This window comes from Micromonospora sp. LOL_024, assembly GCF_048060415.1.
In the GTDB taxonomy this organism is placed as follows: Bacteria; Actinomycetota; Actinomycetes; order Mycobacteriales; family Micromonosporaceae; genus Micromonospora.
Genome location: NZ_JBHMIS010000171.1, coordinates 1 through 709, shown reverse-complemented (window position 1 = coordinate 709; position 709 = coordinate 1). Strand labels below are relative to the sequence as shown.

At 68.8% G+C, this 709-nt stretch carries 1 protein-coding gene; it reads left to right on the top strand.

Translation table 11 applies throughout. The features are described 5' to 3' along the window. Window positions 1-45: 45 nt before the first annotated feature. On the top strand, window positions 46-709 hold a 664-nt coding region (locus ACFHWY_RS28750), incomplete at its 3' end, for a replication-relaxation family protein (protein ID WP_416583366.1).

Sequence of the window (709 nt, the reverse complement as noted above, 5' to 3'; positions counted from 1 at the left end):
ACACCCCAACCGGTCACTACCCGACCAGCCGCACGACCCCGGAACTTGCAACCGCCCTGGCTGCTACGGCTGCAGGCCAGCATTACCGGCCGCGACGACCGTCTTCTCGGCTGGCTCTACGACCACGGCGTCCTGACCACCGATCAGGTCGCCGCTGCCCTGTTCCCGTCCCTGGACTTCGCCCAACGCCGGCTCCTGCGCCTCACCAGTCTCGGGGCGGTGGATCGGTTCCGACCCAACCGACCAGACGGAGGCTCCTACCCGTACCACTACGTCCTGGACCAGCTCGGCTACGACCACGTCCACGCCCAACGCGGACACGGACCACCACGCCGGGACCAGGCCCGCCGCCGTAAACAGTCCCTCACCTCGCGCCGGGACCTGCCGCACCTGCTCGGCGGCAACCAGTTCTTCATCGACCTCGCCGCCCACGCCCGCACCCACCCGCACACGGTCCTGGGCCGCTGGCAGCCCGCCTCCGCCTTCCACGAGCCCGGCGTGTTCTACCGCAGAGGCGGCAACCCGCAGATGATGGTCCACGGACCGAAAGGACTACCCCGCCCCGACGGGGCCGGAGTGTGGACCGAGCACGGACGGTCCGTGCCCTTCTTCCTCGAGTACGACACCGGCCGCGAACGCCTCGACGTCCTCAGAGGATGGTTCGGAGGATTAGGTCCGTTTCTGGGCGAGTGTGAATATTCCGGGCTCG